The 21549-nt window shown below is 59.4% G+C and carries 10 protein-coding genes; 5 read left to right on the top strand and 5 right to left on the bottom strand.

Features of this window, described 5'->3' with window-relative positions:
* The first annotated feature begins 424 nt into the window (after positions 1-424).
* Together FHT78_RS27915 and opgC are read left to right on the top strand one after the other, a co-directional pair.
* Positions 425-8941: a glucoamylase family protein gene (locus FHT78_RS27915; protein WP_183749792.1), complete on the top strand. Its 8517-nt coding sequence runs from the start codon at positions 425-427 to the stop codon at positions 8939-8941.
* 99 nt (positions 8942-9040) lie between these two features.
* The gene (opgC, locus tag FHT78_RS27920) at positions 9041-10267 is read left to right on the top strand and encodes an OpgC domain-containing protein (protein WP_183749793.1); all 1227 of its coding nucleotides are present in this window, start codon (positions 9041-9043) and stop codon (positions 10265-10267) included.
* 89 nt (positions 10268-10356) lie between these two features.
* On the opposite strand, the gene FHT78_RS27925 is transcribed toward opgC, so the two are convergent.
* The gene (locus FHT78_RS27925) at positions 10357-11322 is read right to left on the bottom strand and encodes a magnesium and cobalt transport protein CorA (protein ID WP_183749794.1); all 966 of its coding nucleotides are present in this window, start codon (positions 11320-11322) and stop codon (positions 10357-10359) included.
* 608 nt (positions 11323-11930) lie between these two features.
* Positions 11931-13694: a glucan ABC transporter ATP-binding protein/ permease gene (locus FHT78_RS27930; RefSeq protein WP_183749795.1), complete on the bottom strand. Its 1764-nt coding sequence runs from the start codon at positions 13692-13694 to the stop codon at positions 11931-11933.
* 317 nt (positions 13695-14011) lie between these two features.
* Here FHT78_RS27930 and FHT78_RS27935 point away from each other — a divergent pair, with 317 nt between their 5' ends.
* From FHT78_RS27935 to FHT78_RS27945, 3 genes are all read left to right on the top strand, one after another.
* The gene (locus FHT78_RS27935) at positions 14012-14752 is read left to right on the top strand and encodes a LuxR family transcriptional regulator (protein ID WP_183749796.1); all 741 of its coding nucleotides are present in this window, start codon (positions 14012-14014) and stop codon (positions 14750-14752) included.
* Positions 14753-14870: 118 nt separating this feature from the next.
* Positions 14871-18335 carry a pyruvate carboxylase gene (gene pyc, locus FHT78_RS27940; RefSeq protein ID WP_183749797.1) on the top strand — a complete coding sequence of 1155 codons (3465 nt, stop codon included), beginning with the start codon at positions 14871-14873 and terminating at the stop codon, positions 18333-18335.
* A gap of 165 nt (positions 18336-18500) precedes the next feature.
* A complete protein-coding gene (locus FHT78_RS27945) occupies positions 18501-19073 on the top strand; it encodes an NAD(P)H-dependent oxidoreductase (RefSeq protein ID WP_183749798.1) in 573 nt (190 codons plus the stop codon).
* 43 nt (positions 19074-19116) lie between these two features.
* On the opposite strand, the gene FHT78_RS27950 is transcribed toward FHT78_RS27945, so the two are convergent.
* The 3 genes from FHT78_RS27950 to FHT78_RS27960 all read right to left on the bottom strand — a co-directional run bounded on the left by FHT78_RS27950 (position 19117) and on the right by FHT78_RS27960 (position 21431).
* The gene (locus FHT78_RS27950) at positions 19117-19878 is read right to left on the bottom strand and encodes an amino acid ABC transporter ATP-binding protein (protein WP_183749799.1); all 762 of its coding nucleotides are present in this window, start codon (positions 19876-19878) and stop codon (positions 19117-19119) included.
* Positions 19875-20555, bottom strand: a complete 681-nt coding sequence (locus FHT78_RS27955) for an amino acid ABC transporter permease (RefSeq protein WP_183749800.1) — start codon at positions 20553-20555, stop codon at positions 19875-19877. The genes FHT78_RS27950 and FHT78_RS27955 overlap by 4 nt, the downstream gene beginning before the upstream one ends.
* 102 nt (positions 20556-20657) lie before the next feature.
* Entirely contained in the window at positions 20658-21431 is a 774-nt protein-coding gene (locus FHT78_RS27960; RefSeq protein WP_183749801.1) for an amino acid ABC transporter substrate-binding protein, read from the bottom strand.
* Positions 21432-21549 lie beyond the last annotated feature (118 nt).

Genomic DNA, 21549 nt, shown 5'->3' on the forward strand with positions numbered 1-21549 from the left:
ATTCCACGATGGTTGCTCGATAGTCCGATGCCCATCACCCTTTTTCTTTCCTGTTCTATGCAGTTTAGTCCATATCCGAAAGTAGGCGTAAGGCGCTGATCGCGTCAGGACGCCGTAAGGCGCATGGATGTTGCCATGCGCCTTTTTTCATGCCGGCGGCTGGAATTGCAGGATCGTCCTTTGCCTTGAATTATTTCGATTGCGTCCAAGTTTCTCCAGTGGCTTCGCAGGGGCGCTGGAAAGCCACGGCCATCCGTAAAGTCATGCCATCATCCGGATGGCCTGTCGCCGAAAGGGAGCAAGCCTCCTGTCGATCCTGCTTTTGCTGATCTCGAAGATGACCAGCCCGTTCATGCGACAGTCATCGCAAGCAGTGCAGACCTAGCCGGAATAAGAGAGCTGTTTGGATCCAGAACCGAAAGCCATGAACATTTCCAATCCATCTCCGAGCCTGTCGCGCGCGTCCGAGAAGCAGATCGACCACAACGACTCGATCCGCTCGACTTATTTATCCAACGAAGACATCAGGGCAATGGGCGAAGGTGTGGCCAGCGGTGCAGTCAGCGCATTGCCTGCCTTCGCGCCTTTCGACTTCTTCTCGCGCACCAGGGAAAACGAGAAGGAAATCCTGCGAGTCTACCGCACGACCGCAGCCGATGTCGAAGCCGGAGAGACGATCACGCCGGCGGCCGAATGGCTGCTCGACAATCATTACATCGTCGAAGAGGCCATTCAGGAAATCCGCCGCGATTTCCCGCGCCGTTTCTATCGCGAACTGCCGCTTATGAACGTCGGCGGTGTCGGTATCCCGCGTACACTCGTTCTCGCCTGGCTCTATGTCGCCCATACCCACAGCACCGTCTCGCAGGAAAGCCTGACGGCGCTGGTCGACGGCTTCCAACAGCACGAGACGCTGAAGATCGGCGAACTCTGGGCGTTGCCGACGCTGGTGCGCTACGTGCTCGTCGAAAATCTCCGCCGTATTTCGAGCCGCGTCGAACGGAGCCGCCGCCTGCGCCGCCGTGCCAACGAGGCTGCCGACGAATTGGTCCGCCTTGCCGACACGGCAAAGGCCGCTGCCTATCTGAAGACGCTCGAAGAGTTTGCCGAGGACAATACGTTTTCGACGCAATTTCTTTACCGCATGCGTGATGGCTCACGGAGTTCGAGCCTCGCCATTTCCTGGCTCGACGAGCGGCTTGAGAAGCTCGGTCGTGACAGCGAAGAAACGCTGATGGCGGAACACGGCCGGCTCTCCTCCGGCAACGTGATGATGGGTAATATCATCCGCAGCCTGCGTGAAATAAACGATGCGGACTGGTCCGTCTGGGTCGAGCAGGTCAGCCGTGTCGACAGACTGCTCTGGGATCATTCCGATTATGGCAATCTCGATTCCGGCTCGCGCAATACCTATCGCAGACAGATCGAAAAGCTTGCCATGCACTCGCCGCTGAGCGAGGTGGAAATCGCCAAGCTTGCCATAGACATGGTGGTAGAGGCCGGGCTTTCCGATGAGCCGCTGGGGCACGAGCCCAACATCGGCGATTTCATTACGGGGACTCAACGCCCGAAACTCGAAGCGCGGGCAAACTATCGTCCAACACTGGCGCAGCATTTCGTTCGCTCGGTGCGGAAGTTCAACTGGATGGCGATCGCCGTTCCCGTCGTGATGATCACCATCATCGCCATGGCTGTAGTTGGAAGCTTCATGGTCGAGGCCGGCATGGGGCCAATTGAAATCGCCTTACTGCTGATCCTCTTCTCGCTGCCCGCGTCGGAAGGCGCAACCGGCTTTTTCAACACAGCGCTTTCCTTCCTCGTCACGCCGGCGCGGCTCGTCGGTTATGAATTCAAGCAGGGCATTCCTGCGGATGCGCGCACTCTGCTCGTCGTACCATGCCTGATCTCCAATCGTGACAGCGTCGACGAGATGGTGCGCAACCTCGAGGTTCACTATCTCGCCAATCCGCGCGGCGAGATCTATTTCGCGTTGCTCAGCGACTGGCCGGACAGCGATGTGGAGGAAACCTCTGCCGATCTGGAAGTCCTGGAATATGCGCGCCGGGAGATCGCCAATCTTTCGGCTCGCTACGCCCATGACGGCAAGACGCGTTTCTATTTACTGCACCGCCGCCGGCTCCATAATCCATCTGAAGGCGTCTGGATGGGCTGGGAGCGCAAACGTGGCAAGCTGCACGAGCTGAACCTGCTGCTGCGCGGCGATCGAGACACCACCTTTCTGCCGGGCGCCAATACCCTACCGGCCGACGTTCAATATGTCATGACGCTCGATGCCGACACGCGGCTTATGCGCGATATCGTCACCAAACTCGTTGGCAAGCTCCACCATCCGATCAACCGTCCGACCATCAACCTGAAAAGCGGGCGTGTCGAAAGCGGCTACGGCATTTTGCAGCCGCGCGTCACACCGTCACTGACGACCGGCAAGGATGCCTCGGTCTTCCAGCGTGTTTTTTCGATCAATCGTGGCCTCGATCCCTACGTCTTCACGGTTTCGGATGTTTATCAGGACCTTGCCGGCGAAGGCACGTTTACCGGCAAGGGTCTTTATCATGTCGATGCTTTCGAGGCTTCGCTCAAAGGTCGTATCGAAGAGAATTCGGTGCTCAGCCATGACCTTCTCGAGGGGTCGATGGCGCGCTGCGCACTCGTTACCGATCTCGAACTCGTCGAAGACTTCCCGGTTCGCTATGAGGTCGAGAGCTCACGCCAGCATCGCTGGGCGCGGGGCGATTGGCAGCTTTTGCCCTATATGTTCAGCCCGAAACGCGGTGTTACGGCGCTCGGGCGTTGGAAGATGTTCGACAATCTGCGCCGGTCGGCGACACCGATCGCCTGGTTCCTCGCTTCCGTGCTCGGCTGGTATCTGATGGAGCCATTTGGGGCGCTGATCTGGCAGATCCTGTTGATCTTCTGCCTGTTCGTGGCGCCAACCCTTTCGCTCATCAATGGTATCATTCCCCGGACCAGCGATGTCGTCGCCCGCGCCCATCTTTATACTGTCTGGTCGGATGTTGCGGCTGCCAATGCCCAGGTGGCGCTGCGCATCATCTTTATCGCCGACACTGTCTGCATGATGGCGGACGCGATCGGACGATCGCTCTACCGTCTCTTCGTCAGCCGCAAGCTGCTCCTGCAATGGCGCACCGCGGCCAGTGTCGGGGCCGGGAAGCAGGGCACCATCCTCTCCTACTATGGAGCGATGTGGCATGCTCCGGTTCTGGCGATTTTGTCGGTTGTTTTCGCCGCATTGTCGGGCAACGACTCTTTCTTGGTCGGCATTCCCTTCGGGCTGCTCTGGATCTGTTCGCCCGCCGTCGCCTGGTATGTGAGCCAGTCGGCCGAGACGGAAGACCGGCTCAACATACCGGACGCGGTCTCCGGCGAACTGCGCAAGATCGCGCGCCGCACCTGGCGTTACTTCGAAACCTTCACGACCGCAGAGCAGAACCATCTGCCGCCCGACAACGTACAGGAAACGCCCCACGTCATCGTCGCGACACGCACTTCGCCCACAAATATCGGCGTCTATCTCCTATCCGTCATTTCCGGCCGCCAGTTCGGCTGGTTCTCCTTCGAGGAGACGATCGAGCGCCTGGAGCATACGATCGCCACGATCGACCGCATGGAAAAGTTCCGCGGCCATCTCTTCAATTGGTATCACACCGATACGCTGCAGACGCTTGGACCTCGCTATGTTTCGGCAGTCGACAGCGGTAATCTGGCCGGTCACCTGATTGCCGTTTCAGCGGCTTGCCGCGACTGGGCGGAAGCACCTTCGGCACATGTCCAGGGGAATCTCGACGGTGTGGGTGATACGGCGGGCATCCTCGGTGAAGTGCTGGCCGATCTTCCCGATGACCGCAAGACCGTGCGGCCACTGCGCCGCCGTCTGGAAGAACGCATTTCCGGCTTTCAGAATGCACTTGCCGCTGTCAAGCGCGAGCACGAGTTTGCCTCGATCCGTGTCATCAACCTCGCGGTCCTGGCGCGCGACATCCAAAACCTTGCCGGTAACCTGCATCACGAGGTGAAGTCGAAGCAGACGGAAGAGGTCACGTTGTGGGCGGCCTCGCTGGTCAAGGTCTGCGAGGCTCACATCTCCGATAGTACCTTCGACCTTTCCAATATCGATGCATTGCGCCCCCGCCTGGTCGCGCTCCGCGACAAGACCCGCGATCTCGCCTTTTCGATGGAATTCGGCTTTCTATACCGTCCAGAGCGTCGCCTGCTGTCGATTGGTTATCGCGTGGAAAGCGGCGAGCTCGATGCGGCCTGTTATGACCTTCTGGCTTCGGAATGCCGTCTCACCTCGCTCTTCGGCATCGCCAAGGGCGACCTGCCGACGGAGCATTGGTATAAGCTCGGCCGGCAGGTCGTTCCGGTCGGCTCGCGCGGAGCGCTGGTCTCCTGGTCCGGCTCGATGTTCGAATATCTGATGCCGCCGCTCGTCATGCAGGAGCGCGGTGGAGGCATCCTCAACCAGACCAACAATCTCGTCATCGCCGAACAGATGAACCATGCCCGTAAGCTCGGCACGCCCTGGGGCATCTCGGAAGCAGCCTTCAATGCTCGCGACCACAACCTCAACTATCAGTACACGAACTTCGGCGTGCCGACGCTCGGCCTGAAGCGCGGTCTCGGCCACAATGCCGTCATCGCACCCTATGCCTCGCTGCTCGCCAGCCAATATTATCCGGGGGCATCACTTGAAAACCTGCAGAGGCTTCGCAAGCTCGGCGCTCTCGGCAAGTTCGGCTTTCACGACGCCGTCGACTTCACGCCAACACGCGTGCCTGAAGGCAGGCAATGCGCTGTCGTCTACAACTACTATGCGCACCATCACGGCATGTCGATCGCAGCCGTGGCCAACGTCGCTTTCGACGGCATGCTGCGTGAGCTCTTCCACTCCGATCCTGTCATCGAGGCGGCTGAACTGCTGCTGCAGGAAAAAGCCCCGCGCGACATCTCCGTCATGAGTGGCAAGGATGAATCCAGTACGCCCGCCAGCATCCAGGACGATTTGATGCGGCCCGTTATCCGCAAGATCGACGATCCGGCTTCGCGCGAACGCGAGCTCGTCTTCCTGTCGAATGGCCATTATTCCCTGATGCTGACGGCAACGGGTGCGGGTTATGCCCGCTGGAACGGTCTATCCGTCTCCCGCTGGAAAGCAGATCCGACCGAAGACCGCTGGGGCAATTTCATCTTCCTGCGTGACACGGAGACCCATGAATGGTGGTCAGCCACATCAGAGCCAAAGAGCGTGGAGGGCGAAACGGTCCGAGTGGAATTTGCTGACGAGAAGGTCGTGTTCAGCAAAGTTCTTGGCGATCTCACGAGCGAAGTCGAATGCATCGTTGCCACCGAACATGATGCGGAAGCCCGCCGCCTGACGCTATTCAACATGGGCACGGAAGATCGCTTCATCGAAGTGACGTCCTATCTCGAGCCGGTCATTACATCCGACGACACGGACAGCGCGCATCCGGCTTTCGCCCGCATGTTCGTGAAAACAGAGATCGACAAGCGCGGCGATGTCATCCGTGCCGAGCGTAACAAGCGCGATCCGAACGAACCGGATATGAGTCTCGCGCATCTAATCGTCGACAATGGCGGGGATACGCGGCACACGGAATCCGAAACCGACCGGCGGACGTTCATCGGCCGTGGCCGCACTCTTTCGAGTGCCGCTGCCTTCGATCCGGGTGCTACCCTTTCCGGCACCGACGGTTTCACTTTGGATCCCATCCTGTCGTTGCGCCGGACGGTGCGCGTGCCAGCCGGCAAGAAGGTGAGCGTGATCTTCTGGACCATTGCAGCACCAAGCCGTGCCGAGGTGGACAAGGCCATCGATCGCTATCGCCATCCGGATGCCTTCAACCACGAACTCATCCAGGCCTGGACGCGCACACAGGTGCAGATGCGCCATGTCGGTGTCAGCTCGCAACAGGCGGCAGCGTTCCAGCATCTCGGCCGCTTTCTCGTCTACCCCGATATGCAGCTTCGCGGCGACCACGGCGCCGTCCGGGCCGGCATGCAGTCGCAGTCGGCGCTCTGGCCGCTGGCGATTTCGGGGGATTTCCCAATCTTCACACTGCGCATCGACGACGACATGGACCTCGAAATCGCCCGCGAAGCGCTCCTGGCGCAGGAATATCTGCGCTCGCGTGGGGTGGCTGCCGATCTCGTCATCATGAACGAGCGCGCCTCGTCCTATGCACAGGATATGCAGCACGCACTCGACGCCATGTGCGAAAACGTGCGCCGCCTCGGTCATGCCGACGGCTTGCGACAGCATATTTTCGCGGTCCGCAAGGATTTGATGGAGGAGAGCACCTATCAGGCGCTGATCGCCGCCTCGCGGGTGACACTGCATGCCAAGAACGGCAAGGTTGTCGACCAGATGAATCGCGCCCGCATACTGTTTACGCCCGATAAGGAAGAGCCTGAGAACACGGAACAAACCGAGCGCGCCAGGATGGCGATCAAGCGTGTAACGCCTCTGCCGGCCCCGACTATCAAGACCGTTGTCATTGATGAAGAAGGCGATCTCGACTTCTGGAATGGCATCGGCGGCTTTGTCCGCGACGGCAGCGAATATGTCGTGCGTCTCCCGGGCGGGCAGGCGACGCCGCAGCCTTGGATCAATGTCATCTCGAACGACCGCTTCGGTTTCCATGTATCGGCGGAAGGTGCCGGTTTCACCTGGAGCGTCAATTCGCGTGACTACCAGCTCACCCCCTGGTCGAACGACGCAGTCATCAACCGTTCCGGCGAAGCCCTCTACATAGCGGATCTCGAAAGCGGTGCGGTCATGACGCCGTTTGCAGGACTTTCCCGGCGCAATGACATTCGCTTCGAAGCGCGCCACGGCCTCGGCTATTCCAGCTTCTCCAGCACGCAGCACGAGATCGCGCTGGAAGTGACGCAGACCGTGCATCGCGAGAAGCCGGTGAAGCTGCAGCGCCTGCGCCTGCGCAACGCCGGCTCGGCAAGCCGTAAGCTCAGGCTCTACGCCTATGTACAATGGGTCCTTGGGAATAATCCGCAGAAGACCGCCTCTTTCGTCCTGTCGAAACATGACGAGGAGACAGGGGCGCTGTTTGCGACGAACCCCTACAGCATCGACTATTCGGGTCGCACCGCCTTCTTCGCCGCGAGCGAGAGGATTTCGAGTTTCTCGGCAAGTCGTTGCGAGTTCATCGGCAAGAGCGGGACGATTGTGGCGCCTGTCGCCGTGACCGCGGCGGCTGCTCTGTCCGGTTCCACAGGTCTTGACGGCGATCCGGCAGCGGTCCTTGCCATCGATATCGAGCTTGGCGCCGGCGAAGAGCGTGACGTCACTTTCTTTCTGGGTGATGCGTCGACCGAAGAGGAGGCGCGCGTCCTGCTTGCCGATATCAGAAAGGCCTCGTTCGATGAAGCGGTGCAGGCAAACCGGGGCTTCTGGCAGGAATTCACCGGCAGGCTGCAGATCTCGACGCCGGATCAGGGCATGAACAACCTTGTCAATACTTGGCTGCCCTATCAGAGCCTCGGCTGCCGCATCATGGCGCGGACGGCCTTCTACCAGGCGAGCGGTGCCTTCGGCTTCCGCGACCAATTGCAGGATACACTGGCCTTCGTGCTGCAGGAGCCTCGGCTTGCGCGAGGGCAGATCATCAACGCGGCCTCGCGCCAGTTTCGCGAGGGGGACGTACAGCACTGGTGGCTGCCGGAGACGGGGGCGGGCGTACGCACTGTGATTTCCGACGATGTCGTGTGGCTCGCCTATGCGATCGATCATTACTGTACCGTCAGCGGCGACAAAAGCGTGCTCGACGAGCAGGTTGCCTTCCTCGATGGGCCTGCGCTGCTGGAAGGCCAGCATGACTCTTTCTTCAAGCCGGAAATATCCGAGGATACGGCAACCATTTATGAACATGCAGCTCTGGCGCTCGACCTCGCCATTGCTCGCAAGGGAACGAACGGCCTGCCGCTCTTCCTCGGCGGCGACTGGAATGACGGGATGAATCGCGTCGGCATCGACGGCAGCGGCACGAGTGTCTGGCTCGGCTGGTTTCTTGCCGGAACACTGCGCTCTTTCATACCGTATGCCGAAGACCGCGGCGACAAAGTCCGTACGCAGCATTGGAAGGCGCATCTCATCGAACTCAAGACGGCGCTCGAAAACGTTGCCTGGGACGGCGACTATTACCGCCGCGGCACTTTCGACGACGGCACGCCACTCGGCTCGAAGGAGAGCCTCGAATGCCAGATCGATTCGATTGCACAGTCCTGGAGCGGGCTCTCGGGCGAAGGTGATCCGAAGCGGGCTGTCAAGGCGATGGATGCGGTGCTCGACCGGCTGGTTGACGAGGATGCACGGATCATCCGCCTTTTCACCCCGCCTTTTGAAAGGTCGCCGAAGGATCCAGGCTATATCGGGGCCTATCCGCCCGGCGTTCGCGAGAATGGCGGCCAGTATACGCATGCCGCCACCTGGGTGGTCATGGCGCTGGCGGAATTGAAGCGGGGTGACGATGCCCTGCGCTGCTTTCAGATCCTCAACCCGATCACCCATTCGCTGGACAAGGCGGCGGCCGAACGGTATCGCGTCGAGCCCTACGTCGTGGCAGCCGATGTCTATGGGCATGAACCCTATGTCGGGCGCGGTGGCTGGACCTGGTACACCGGCTCGGCCGGCTGGCTCTATCGGGCGGTGGTGGAGGGTATACTTGGTATCCGGCTAAAGGGTGGACAACTTTTTGTGAACCCGTCGCTTCCTTCCAATTGGGACGGGTTTGCGGCAGAGATCGAATGCGGCGGAAGCAAATACCGCATTTCGGTCTCAAAAGCGTCCAATGCTGACGGCTACAATCTATCGATAGACGGCAGCGAAGTCGCCAATCCCCACGAGGGATATCAGGTCGGATAGCAGCAATCTCCAAGCTGATTTTCCGGCGATTCGTGTGGCCACAGGGGGAACCCTTTTGGCCAGCGTAGCGTTTGCAAAACGGATGACAGGAGAGACACCATGGCAGGTATGCCGACCAAAGCCATTGGCGCCCAACGAACTTCCACATCGGTAGCGGCGTCCAAGCGCGATACGAGGCTTGATGTGATTCGCGGTCTTGCGCTCATCACGATCTTCATCAATCACGTTCCGGGGCAAATCTTCGAATATATTACGACCAAAAATTTCGGCTTTTCCGATGCCGCCGAAGCCTTCGTACTAATCTCGGGCATCGCAGTCGGCCTTGCCTACGGTGCCCGCTTCAAGCCGGGCGCGCGCCTGGAAATGGCGATCAAGGCGGCAAGGCGCGCCTTCACGCTTTACCTCGCCCATATGATCACCACCTTCGTGACGCTCGCGCTCTTCATCTGCGGCGCCTGGCTGTTTCACCGGCCGGGACTATTGGTCGAGATCAATATCCTGGCGGTGCTGATGAACTTGAAGGAAGGCATTCCGGCTCTGCTCTTGCTCGGCCACCAGATCGGCTACAACAACATCCTGCCGATGTATGGCGCGCTGATGCTGATGGTGCCGCTAATCCTGCTTCTGAACGAGAAAAGCACGCTGCTGGCATTAGCGGTTTCCGGTGCGGTCTGGCTGCTTGCGGGCATCTACCATCTTGCCCCGCAAAACATGTTGTTCGAGGGAGACTGGTTCCTCAATCCCTTCTCCTGGCAGTTCTTGTTTACGATCGGCGTCGTCTCGATGATGCATGTCAAGCGCGGCGGTATGCTTCCTCGTCATCCGTTGCTTTTCGCGCTGGCACTCAGCTATGTCGTGCTTTCCTTCATCTGGGTGACGGCGCGTCTCTGGGATCTCGGGAACTATCTTGCCGCCCTCGGCCTGCCGGCGGTGCTGACCGATTTCGACAAGACATTCCTGTCGCTGCCACGCCTTCTGCACGTGTTGGCTCTCGCCTATCTGGTGATCAATATTCCCGTTGTGTCGAAGGCTTTCCGCCGCCCGGCCGATCATCCGCTGACGATTCTCGGCCGGCATTCGCTGAACATCTTCGTCGCCGGCACCATCCTTGCGATGGTTGGGCAGGTTCTGCTCTACATTACCAACCGCGATCAGATCATCGGCCCGATCTTCGTGCTTGCCGGCATCGCCGTCCAGTTCGCCTATGCCTATCATCTCGAATACAAGCGCGAACAGGAAAAGGGCCGGCCTCTCGCCGGTGTCGTCCCGGTGCCGGTCCGTATCAACCGGTCGGTGGATTCTTACGGCCACGGCAAACTGAAATAGGCAGAGGCTTTATTGTATCGGAGAGCCGGCGGTCGACAGGCCGCCGGCTCTTTCTTCTATCCCGACATGGGGAGATCGATCTCGTTCCCTTAAAGCCAGCCCGATTTCCGAAAACGCCAAAATAGAATGCCACAAAGGCTCAGAATGACGGCGATGACGACGTAATAGCCGTATTCCGTTTTCAATTCCGGCATACTCTCGAAGTTCATGCCGTAGATGCCGGCGATCGCTGTCGGCACCGCCGCGATCGCAACCCAGGCTGCCAGCTGGCGGGTGATCATGCCCTGGCGCTGCTGCTCCAGAAGGTTGCTGGCTTCGAAGACCGACGTGATGACGTCCTTAAGCCCACCAGTCGTGGTTTCGACGCGCCTGATATGGTCGTTGACATCCCTGAAGTATTTGCGTGCCTCGCTGTCGATGCAGGGCAGATCGAGGTGAACCAGCTTTCCGCACACTTCCGACATCGGGCCGAGGACGCGCTGGAAGCGAATGATCTGGCGCCTCAAGCGGAAGAGCCGCTTGATCTGCTCTCGACTCAGGAAGGCATCGAGCATTCGCTGCTCCATTTCCAGCACGCGATCCTCTATGGCCTGCACGACGGGGAGGTATCCATCGACGATGAAATCCAGCACGCCGTGCAGGACGTAATCTGGGCCGTTCTTCAGGGTCTCGGGCGCGGCTTCAAGTTGTTTGCGCAGTGCGCCATGGCCGCGATCGGAACCATGTCTGACAGTGACGACGTGATAGTCGCCGACGAAGATTGCCGTCTCGCCGTACTCGATGACGTCACCGTCCAGATGGGCGGTCTTGGTAATGAGGAAGAGTTGTCCATCGTAGATATCGAGTTTGGGAACCTGGATCGGGCTCAGAGCATCTTCCACCGCAAGATGATGGAGGCCGAACGTTTTTTGCAGGGCAAAAAGTTCTCGCTCGTCCGGATCGTGCAGGCCGATCCAGACGAACTCGTTCTTCACCGTCGGCACGGTGCCGGTGTCAATTTCGAAGGACCCTGCTCGCTGACCATCGCGGTACAGGTAGGAGGCAACAATGCTCATCGACGCTCCACTCAATTATGCGTCCGCCATCCCCGGCATCTCGCGGCCCTCCGGAAGAAGGTGCAGCCCAAAGCCGGAAGGACAAGACCTCGCGAATAACCATGAGATCTTGATTTTCTAGCCGTTCATCACGAATGGAACGGCTACGCTCCTCGATCCATTTTGTTCCCTAAGGCAATGCCATTCATAAGGAGCACGAAGATGTGCTTCGAGTCGTCCGAAGCGAGGCCGCACCTGATGGTCAGTCGTAACGTGCCGCCGAATATTTCCTGCTTGATGCCCATCAGGACTGAACGCTCTGTGGTCGGCCGTCTTCGCGGCAAGCCGATTCCGCTGTGGTTATTGACCGGAGCGGCAGCCGCTACCGTTTCGTAGGTGTCGCTGCCAGAGATGGCCGCGGCAGACTGGATGCCTTTCGCTTAAGCAGGGTAAGTGGATCGTCGCGCCCGATCTCGTCTATGAGGAAGCTGCCTGGATCAGTTCGGCGTTGCGATCGATGCTGCAAACGCCAAGTGCCTGCTGCCAGTGCTTCACCTGGAATTTCATCCAACAAAAAAGCCGGAAGGGGAGTGCCCTTCCGGCTTTTGATTGTTTTCGTTCGAAGCCGATCAGGCGGCTTCGGTCGCGTGGGCCTTGCGGACCTCGTCGTCCGTCAGGATACCGCTGGCGCGCAGCAGGGCGGCGAAGCGGCCGTTCGAGTGGCTGAGCTCATCGAAGCTACCGTTCTCGACGATGCGACCGTTGTCCAGGAACAGCACCATATCGGCCTCACGGACCGTCGAAAGACGGTGGGCGATGATGAAAGTGGTACGGTTCTGGCGCAGGTTGTCGATTGCAGCCTTGACGCGGGCTTCCGTTTCGACGTCGAGCGCCGACGTTGCCTCGTCCAGCACCAGGATCGGCGCGTCCTTGAGGATGGCGCGGGCGATCGCGATACGCTGGCGCTCACCGCCGGACAGCTTGTTGCCGCGTTCACCGACATGGGTATCGTACTGCTCGTCGCGGTTCTCGATGAAGTCGGCAGCGGCAGCGGCTTCGGCGGCGCGGCGCATATCCTCTTCCGAAGCATTCTCGCGGCCAAGACGGATGTTGTCGCTGATCGAGCGGTTCAACAGGCCTGCATCCTGGAAGACGGTGGCGATATAGCGGCGCAGCGACTTGCGCGTGACCTTGCTGATATCATGGCCGTCGACGAGGATCCGGCCGCCCTGCGGGTCGTAGACGCGCTGGAGCAGGTTGACGAGCGTCGTCTTGCCGGCGCCGGTCGGGCCGACGATCGCAACAGTCTGGCCGGCCTTCACCTTGAAGGACACGTTGTGCAGGCCCTGGGAGCTGTTGGCGAAGCCGAAAGAGACGTCGTCGAACTCGATATCGCCCTTGACGTCCTTGATTTCGCCGTTGCCGGCCGGCTCTTCACGCTCGCGGACGGAATCTTCCAGATTGTAGAAGTCTTCCAGCTTCGAACGTGCTTCGAAGATCTGCGTCGCGAACTGGCGCATCAGGTCCAGGCGAGCGATCAGCAGGTTGGCAAAGCCGATGAAGGCAATGACGTCACCAACGCGCAATTCGCCGTTCTGAACGAGCACGGTTCCGATGACGAGCACGATCATCATGGCGATCGTCGAGGCCATACGGTTCAGCGCACTGGCAAGCGCCCACCAGTCGAGCACCGGATACTGCGCCTGCAGCAGACGGTCGGCAAAAGACTTCAGCGCATGGGTTTCAGCCTCGATACGGTTATAGCTATGCAGCACCGAGACATTGCTGATGGAATCGCTGACATGGCCGAAGACGGTGTGGTAGTGGTTTTCGACCGAAGCTTGACCATCCTTCGTGCGGCTCATGACCACGCGGCCGATGAGCCAGTATGCGATGCCGAGCACGATCAGGACGGCGGAGAGACGATAATCCATCGAGATCGCGGTCGGGATAAGCAAACCGAGCGCAATTGCCGTCGAAAGATGGTTGCGCATGAATTCGAGCCATAGACCAAACAGAGTTTCGCAAGCACGCAGCAGCGTATGCAGCGCGTTGGACGTGCCCCGCTGGTGATGCCAGGAAAGCGGCATTGAGATAATGCGCCCGAAGGCCTCCGTCAGAAGCGTCGCGCGGCGGCCGTGAGCCAGCCTGTCCGCTTCGCGCGCCACGAGAACGAAGGCGATGGTATTGAAGACGGCAAATGCCGCCCACATCATGAGAATCGGCTTGACTTCGCCCTTACCGGAAATCGCATCGATAATACGGCCGAAAAGGATCGGCTCGGCGATGGTGATGGCCGCCAATACGATATTCGCGATAACGACGAGGGATACGCGGAGCTTGTAGGCGCCGAGATAGCGCAGAGCTCTTGCATAGACCTTGAATAACGACACGTCGGGACCTCTTTTGCATCTGCGAAGAACGGGAGGGTTGGATGCTACAGAAATCTACCTGAACCGACGATTAACGGGACATTCAGGTCTGAAATCCGGCTTCAAAATTCGCGCGCCCATGTGATCGCGGAATGCGATAAGTGGCCATAGTTTCGAAATTGTTGCTTAGGCATATATCGCGACAATTTGCGCTTGCATTCCCTGGAGCGTCTAGCGCACCATCCAGTTTGTGAACTGCAATTTTTAATAGGGACCATTCAGCGGCGGCTCAGCAGGCTTGTTTCGGCGGTCTCGTTGGTCCGGGCAAGAGGCATTTTGTGCAAATTCATACTCTAGTTCAATTACTTATTATTCTTGGCGAGCGTTCCGACAGCGAAAGTGCGGTCGAGGAACTCGATAAGGTGATCCGCGTATACGGATTCGATTTCTATGGTCTGCTTCGCCACCCCAAGCAAGGAGACAACCCATGGAGTGTGACAATGGCCAGTCGATGGCCGGAAGGATGGTCACACGTCTATGCCGTGAAAAAATACGTTCTCGTCGATCCGACCGTGCGGTATCTTGCGCATGCGCAGCGGCCTTTCCGCTGGCGTGACAGTATGTCCGCCTTTCGGAATGACCCACATCAGCGCCGGATGGAGCAAATGATGGTCGATGCCTTCGGCCACGGACTGGAAGACGGCTATGTCTTCCCGATCTATGGACGAAACGGCATCCTGGGCAGCCTCAGCCTCGGCGGCAGGCCCGTTGAGCTCTCGCCGGCCGAAATCTCCCTTTTCGAGGCGATCGCCCGCAAGGCCTTCTGGCGGCTGCTCGATCTGCAGGGCGAAGCTATCGGGCTGGAAACGGTGCCGATGATCGACACACAGCTGACCCGGCGCGAAATGGAAATCCTGCATTATCTTGCCGAGGGCATGACCTCGATGGAAATCAGCAAGCATCTGAAGATCTCCAATCATACGGTCGACTGGTACATGAACGGTCTGCAGGATAAGCTAAAGGCCAAGAACCGGCAGCAGGCAGTGGCGCTTGCTTTCCGGTATGGTTTGATTACCTGAGATCTGGAGAAATTCTATTTCGTCGAGATGAGGGAAATTGAACTTTCTGTAACAGCACGTTAAGAATTCTCTTCGCGGGTGCAGCATGCCCCGTTTTTCGTGCTTTGAGGAGAGTACATTGCCCATATCGAAGATTCTTGTCGCCAACCGGTCCGAAATCGCCATCCGCGTCTTCCGCGCGGCCAATGAACTCGGAATAAAAACGGTCGCGATATGGGCTGAGGAAGACAAGCTGGCGCTGCACCGCTTCAAGGCCGACGAGAGCTATCAAGTCGGCCGCGGCCCGCATCTTTCCCGCGATCTCGGACCGATCGAAAGCTATCTTTCGATCGATGAAGTGATCCGAGTCGCCAAGCTTTCCGGCGCTGACGCCATTCATCCGGGCTACGGCCTGCTTTCGGAAAGCCCCGAATTCGTTGATGCCTGCAATGCTGCAGGCATCACCTTCATCGGCCCGAGGGCCGACACTATGCGTCAGCTCGGCAACAAGGTGGCGGCACGCAACCTTGCCATTTCCGTCGGCGTTCCCGTTGTTCCGGCGACAGAGCCGCTGCCCGACGACATGGCGGAAGTTGCCAAGATGGCTGCCGCGATCGGATATCCCGTGATGCTGAAGGCCTCATGGGGCGGTGGCGGACGCGGCATGCGCGTCATCCGCTCGGAAGCCGATCTCGCCCGCGAGGTAACGGAAGCCAAGCGCGAGGCGATGGCCGCCTTCGGCAAGGACGAAGTCTATCTCGAAAAACTCGTCGAGCGCGCCCGCCACGTCGAAAGCCAGATCCTCGGCGATACGCATGGCAATGTCGTTCATCTCTTCGAGCGCGACTGCTCCATCCAGCGCCGTAATCAGAAGGTCGTCGAGCGCGCGCCCGCCCCGTATCTTTCGGACGCGCAACGCCAGGAACTTGCCGCCTATTCACTCAAGATCGCGCAGGCGACGAACTACGTCGGCGCCGGTACCGTCGAATATCTGATGGATGCCGATACCGGCAAATTCTACTTCATTGAAGTCAATCCGCGCATCCAGGTCGAGCATACCGTCACCGAAGTCGTGACCGGCATCGATATCGTCAAGGCGCAGATCCACATCCTCGACGGCTTTGCAATTGGCACCGAAGAATCCGGCGTGCCGAAGCAGGCGGACATCCGCCTCAACGGCCATGCGCTGCAGTGCCGTATCACGACGGAAGATCCGGAGCACAATTTCATTCCGGATTACGGCCGTATCACCGCCTATCGTTCTGCATCGGGTTTCGGCATCCGTCTCGATGGCGGCACGTCCTACACGGGCGCGATCATCACCCGTTACTACGATCCGCTGCTGGTGAAGGTGACGGCCTGGGCACCGAACCCGCTGGAAGCCATTTCCCGCATGGACCGCGCACTGCGCGAATTCCGTATCCGCGGCGTCGCCACCAACCTGACCTTCCTCGAAGCGATCATCACGCATCCGAAGTTCCAGGATAATTCCTATACGACACGTTTCATCGACACCACGCCGGAGCTTTTCCAGCAGGTCAAGCGCCAGGACCGCGCCACCAAGCTTTTGACCTACCTCGCCGATGTCACCGTCAACGGTCATCCCGAGGCAAAGGATCGCCCGCGGCCATCGGAGGATGCTGCCAAGCCGGTCGTACCCTATGCGGACGGCGGTAAGGTCCCCGACGGTACGAAGCAGCGTCTCGATCAGCTCGGCCCGAAGAAATTCGGCGAGTGGATGCGCGAGCAGAAGCAGGTGCTGCTGACCGATACGACGATGCGCGACGGTCACCAGTCGCTGCTCGCCACTCGCATGCGCACCTATGATATCGCCAGGATCGCCGGCACCTATGCGCATGCGTTGCCGAATCTTTTGTCGCTGGAATGTTGGGGTGGTGCGACCTTCGACGTCTCCATGCGCTTTCTGACCGAGGATCCGTGGGAGCGTCTGGGGCTGATCCGCGAGGCGGCTCCGAACCTGCTCCTGCAGATGTTGCTGCGCGGAGCGAACGGCGTCGGCTACAAGAACTATCCTGACAACGTCGTGAAATATTTCGTCCGTCAGGCCGCCAAGGGCGGCATCGACCTTTTCCGCGTCTTCGACTGCCTGAACTGGGTGGAGAACATGCGTGTGTCGATGGATGCGGTGGCAGAGGAGAACAAGCTCTGTGAGGCGGCGATCTGCTACACAGGCGATATCCTCAATTCGGCCCGTCCGAAATATGACCTGAAATATTATACGGATCTTGCCGTCGAGCTCGAAAAGGCCGGCGCGCATATCATCGCATTGAAGGACATGGCGGGCCTGTTGAAACCGGCCGCGGCCAAGGTGCTGTTCAAGGCGCTGCGCGAAGCGACCAGCCTGCCGATCCATTTCCACACGCATGATACGTCGGGCATTGCCGCGGCCACGGTTCTTGCTGCAGTGGATGCCGGCGTCGATGCTGTCGATGCGGCGATGGACGCATTGTCCGGCAATACGTCGCAGCCCTGCCTTGGCTCCATCGTCGAAGCGCTGCGTGGCGCCGAGCGCGATCCGGGCCTCGACCCGGAATGGATCCGCCGCATCTCCTTCTATTGGGAAGCGGTTCGCAATCAGTATGCGGCATTCGAGAGCGATCTCAAGGGACCGGCGTCGGAAGTCTATCTGCACGAAATGCCGGGCGGCCAGTTCACCAATCTCAAGGAACAGGCCCGCTCGCTGGGTTTGGAAACCCGCTGGCACCAAGTGGCGCAGGCCTATGCCGACGCCAACCAGATGTTCGGCGATATCGTCAAGGTGACGCCGTCGTCCAAGGTCGTTGGCGACATGGCGCTGATGATGGTGAGCCAGGACCTGACGGTTGCCGATGTGGTCAGCGCTGAGAAGGAAGTCTCGTTCCCGGAATCGGTCGTCTCGATGCTGAAGGGCGATCTCGGCCAGCCTCCGTCGGGATGGCCGGAAGCGCTGCAGAAGAAGGCTCTGAAGGGCGAGCAGCCCTATACGGTGCGTCCCGGCTCGCTGCTTGACGATGCCGACCTCGATGCGGAGCGCAAGGCGATCGAGACCAAGCTGGAGCGTGAGGTCAGCGATTTCGAATTCGCCTCCTACCTCATGTATCCGAAGGTCTTCACCGATTTCGCGCTGGCTTCGGACACCTACGGTCCGGTTTCCGTGCTGCCGACGCTTGCTTACTTCTACGGTCTTGCCGATGGTGAGGAGCTGTTTGCTGATATCGAGAAGGGCAAGACGCTCGTTATCGTCAATCAGGCGATGAGCGGCACCGACAGCCAGGGCATGGTTACTGTCTTCTTCGAGCTCAATGGCCAGCCGCGCCGCATCAAGGTACCGGATCGGGCGCATGGCGCTTCGGGCGCTGCCGCCCGCCGCAAGGCGGAGCCGGGCAATGCAACCCATGTCGGGGCGCCGATGCCGGGCGTCATCTCGCGCGTTTTCGTTGTGCCGGGCCAGGTCGTCAGTGCCGGTGACGTACTCGTCTCCATCGAGGCGATGAAGATGGAAACGGCGCTGCATGCAGAAAAGGACGGAACGATCTCGGAAGTCCTGGTCAAGGCCGGCGACCAGATCGACGCAAAGGATCTGCTCGTCGTCTATGCCGGTTAGAAAGACGACGGACGGTCTTTCCGACATCACCCGATTGTGTACGATCGATCCGATAAAAAGCTGATTTTCCCACGAGTTGGCAGCCTTCTCGCCTTGCCGGGCGAGGAGGCTTTCTCATAGACTTCAGCTCCCATCACCGCCCCAAGACCAATCAGGGATCATCTCATGAGCAAGTTGAAGATTGCCGTCATCATCGGCAGCACGCGTATTGGCCGTTTCGCCGAGCATCCGGCCAAGTGGATCGCGGGGCTCACCGGCCAGCGTTCCGATCTCGAAGTCGAAGTCCTCGATCTTCTTGACTACCCGATGCATTTCTTCGGCGAAGAGCGCGCCACCACGGCGGAAAGCGAAACGGCCGAGCGCTGGAAGAAGAAGCTGCGCGAATTCGACGGCTTCATCTTCACAGTCGCCGAATATAACCATGCTCCGACGGCTGTTCTGAAGAACGCGATCGATCTAGGCGAATTCATTCAGAAGCCGGTCGGCTTCGTCGGTTACGGCGGCGTCGGCGGCGCACGCGCCGTTGAGCAGCTTCGTCTGGTCTTCGTCGAAATGAGTGCAGCGTCCGTCAGGACGGGGGTTCACATCGCGTTCAGCGAATATCTTGCCGTTCTGAAGGAAGGCAAGAACCTCGGCGATTACGCGCATCTGAACGAAGCTGCCAAGAATATGCTCGATCAGCTGACCTGGTGGGGCAATGCGCTGAAGGCAGCGCGCGCCGTCGTCACGTCTGCCTGATCGGAATTTCTATATGCCGGGATGTTCACATCCCGGCATTGCCTCAGATATCATAGGTATGCGCGGCATTGATGGTCGAGATGAAGCGTTTGGTGCGCTCCTTCTCCGGCGTGTTGAAAATCGCTCTGGCGCTGCCGGTTTCCACCACGCTGCCCGCCTCCAGAAAAACCACGTCGTTTGCGATCTTGGAGGCGAGGCGAAGATCATGGGTTGCCATGACCATGGTCGTCCCTTCGCGGGCAAGCTGGCCCAGCACGTCCACCACTTCGGCCGAAAGTTCCGGATCAAGCGCAGACGTCGGTTCGTCGCAGAGCAGGACACGCGGCGAAGGCGCAAGAGCGCGGGCGATTGCCACGCGCTGCTGCTGGCCGCCGGAGAGCGTCGAGGGCCAGGCGTCGGTCTTGTGCGCCATGCCGACCTTGGTCAGCAGTTCCATGGCGCGTTCGCGCGCCCTTTCCCTTGGCCATTTCAGGACCGTAACCAGCCCTTCCATGACATTTTCGATCGCCGTCTGATGCGGAAAGAGCTGAAAGTTCTGGAAGACCATGCCGGTCTGGCGACGGATCTTCTGGATTGCCTGCCAGCCGACACGCTTGCCGGGCGTGAAAGAGAGCGTTTCTTCGCCAAGGCGGATGGTGCCTGCGGTCGGGATCTCCAGGAGATTGATGCAGCGAAGCAGGGTGCTCTTGCCGCCGCCGGAGGGGCCGACGAGGGCGGTGACACTGCCTTCGGGGATGCGGATACTGATATCCTTCAGGATGATCGCATCGCCAAAGCGCTTTTCGATAGTGGAAAGCTCGATCATGCATTTGCCTCCAGCATCCCACCATAACGGGCGAAGCGGCGCTCCAGCCGCTGCTGCAGCGCCGAGAGTACGGAGCTCAAGGCGAGATAGATCAGCGCCGCCTCGATATAAAGGATCAACGGTTCGTAGGTTGTCGCGACGATGCGCTGCGCGGCCTGGAAGAGTTCGGGCACTGTGATGGCCGCTGCGAGCGAAGTATCCTTGACCAGCGAAATGAAGGTATTCGACAGCGGCGGAACTGCGACGCGGGCGGCCTGCGGCAGGATGGTGCGGCTCATCGCCTGGCGCCAGCTCATGCCGATCGAATAGGCCGCTTCCCATTGGCCCTTGGGCACTGAGGAGATGACGGCGCGGATAATCTCGGAGCTGTAGGCGCCGATATTCAGCGTGAAGCCGATGAGCGCTGCCGGGAAGGCGTCGAGCAGGATGCCGATGCTCGGCAGGCCATAAAAGATCACGAAGAGCTGGACGAGCAGCGGCGTGCCGCGGATGACCCAGACATAGAAGCGTGCGATGGCTGCAACAGGTGCTGGCCCGAAAAGACGGGCGATTGCGGTGATCAGGCCCAGGATCAGCCCAAAGGCGAAGGAAAGTAGGGTCAATGGGATGGTGAAGATCAACCCCGCCAAGAGGAGCGAGGGAAGCGATTCCGCCATCAGTTGGAGCCAGTGCGGCAAGGGCGTGTCCTCAAGAAAAGACGCGTCCGGTGAGTGTTCACCGGACGCTTACACATGCAGCTATAAAGGATATGGGGGCAGCGCGAAACCGCCGGTCAGGACTTACTTGGAAACGTCCTGGCCGAAATACTTGTCGGCGATCTTCTTGTAGGTGCCGTCAGCCTTGATATCGGCGAGCGCCTTGTTGATCGCTTCGAGCAGCTCCGGTTCGCCCTTGCGGATGATGATGCCGGAGTAATCGGCATTTTCCTGCTGGGCGACGATCTTCACCGGAGCATCCGGCTTGTGCTTCTTGAAGTCCAGGAAGGAAAGGCTGTCGTTGATCGTGGCATCGGCGCGCTTCGTCAGGACGAGCTGGATCGACTGGTCGAAGCCGTCGGTGCCGACCAGTTCGGCGCCTGCTTCCGTGGCGAGCTTGCCGAAGTTGCTCGTCAGCGACTGGGCGGCCTTCTTCCCCTTGAGATCGGCGAAGGATTTGATGCTGTCGTCGCCGTCACGAACGATCAGAACGGCCTTGGAAGCAATATAAGGTTCGGAGAAGTCGTACTTCTGCTTGCGCGCGTCGGTGATGCCGACCTGGTTGATGACGGTGTCATAGCGGTTGGCGTCGAGGCCGGCGATCAGGCCGTCCCACTTGCCTTCGATGAACTGAGCCTTCACGCCGAGCTTGGCTGCGACTGCTTCGCCGATCTCGACGTCGAAGCCGACGAGCTTGCCGCTTTCGTCATGATAGGTGAAGGGCGCATAGGTGCCTTCCGTGCCGATCTTGAAGATGCCGGCAGACTTGATGGAGCTGAGGTTTTCGCCGGCATGGGCGGGCAGCAGGGCTGCAGCCTGAATGAGCGCGGCGGCGGCGACGGTTTTCAACCAGTTCATTGTTCTATCCATCCTTGGGAAGATTGTGTTCGGATGGTCGATACATCGCAGAAAATTGCGGTATCGAAAGCGTAGAAAACTGCAAATAAAAGCGGCAACTGCGAATATTTTTCTCAAG

The organism is Rhizobium sp. BK196, from assembly GCF_014193255.1.
In the GTDB taxonomy this organism is placed as follows: Bacteria; Pseudomonadota; Alphaproteobacteria; order Rhizobiales; family Rhizobiaceae; genus Rhizobium.

Bases quoted from the DNA above. Each gene is read 5' to 3' on its own strand.
- opgC (WP_183749793.1), top strand. From the start codon at position 9,041: ATGGCAGGTATGCCGACCAAAGCCATTGGCGCCCAACGAACTTCCACA.
- FHT78_RS27915 (WP_183749792.1), top strand. From the start codon at position 425: ATGAACATTTCCAATCCATCTCCGAGCCTGTCGCGCGCGTCCGAGAAG.
- FHT78_RS27950 (WP_183749799.1), bottom strand. From the start codon at position 19,878: ATGATCGAGCTTTCCACTATCGAAAAGCGCTTTGGCGATGCGATCATC.
- FHT78_RS27925 (WP_183749794.1), bottom strand. From the start codon at position 11,322: ATGAGCATTGTTGCCTCCTACCTGTACCGCGATGGTCAGCGAGCAGGG.
- FHT78_RS27945 (WP_183749798.1), top strand. From the start codon at position 18,501: ATGAGCAAGTTGAAGATTGCCGTCATCATCGGCAGCACGCGTATTGGC.
- FHT78_RS27960 (WP_183749801.1), bottom strand. From the start codon at position 21,431: ATGAACTGGTTGAAAACCGTCGCCGCCGCCGCGCTCATTCAGGCTGCA.